Consider the following 878-nt stretch of genomic DNA (forward strand, 5'->3'; position numbering starts at 1 on the left):
TATTAGAAATAAAAAGATAGGATATGATTGAAAAATTCCCTTTTATGATTAGATATTTCCCTCTTTCAAACAAAGGTTGGAGATTCTCGAACGTAGCGTTAGATAAGTTTAGGAAAATAAGTAAAAGGTATAGCCCTATAAACCATAGAAAAAAGATTTGCGCAGAACGTAAGATAGTTTCTAGTCCTAACCTCCCTCTGATAATAACAACTAGTAGGAAAGCGATAATAACATACTCGATGGGTGTTTCCGTGATAATAATCGTCACAATAAAAGATCCCATCTCATAAATCATTAAGAGAAGGTCAACAAATATATATAATTAAAAAAGAGCCTCTAAGTATTGTTCGTAACCCTTGACCACTAACTACCGTCCAAAATTAAATAAATCAAGAAGCATCCTAGTAACACCACAGTTCTTTTTCATTTTTTCCCTCTTTATATTCAACTCCTTAATAAGCATAAAGGAAAAAAATATAAAATTTATATGCTAGTTAACATAATATGTATATAGAAGATAAAAGCCGTGAAAATTACTAGTTCCCACGGCTCTTTAAATATATATAATTAAAGATTGAAATTCCAGTTGTTCTATACAATAGATTAATATGCATTCACAGCTACTTTAGGGTCGCTAAGATAAATAACCTCCGAAAGAATCTTACAGCCTTGGATCTCTTTAAAAATTCTTCTTGCTTCTATTTCGTTTTCGTATTCAAACATTGTAGTGTTGTTTAGATTTGAATAAGTAGTGATTATCCACATAAAAATAGCTCCTTTATTTGTATTTATTCTAAATTCAAGAAATATTTTTCTCTATTTTTACTTTTTCTATATTCCTTCTGCTTCTTGTAAGAAAGAAAGATCCTACAATGAAT

The 878-nt window shown here is 29.5% G+C and carries 1 protein-coding gene; it reads right to left on the reverse strand.

The window, feature by feature from the left end; translation table 11 throughout:
• Window positions 1-295: GerAB/ArcD/ProY family transporter (locus RB298_RS02100; RefSeq protein ID WP_486045488.1), on the reverse strand; the 295-nt coding region annotated here is incomplete at its 3' end.
• Window positions 296-878: the final 583 nt, after the last annotated feature.

Origin of the sequence: Priestia sp. BR_2 (assembly GCF_041954005.1) — a bacterium.
In the GTDB taxonomy this organism is placed as follows: Bacteria; Bacillota; Bacilli; order Paenibacillales; family Paenibacillaceae; genus Paenibacillus_AQ; species Paenibacillus_AQ lautus_A.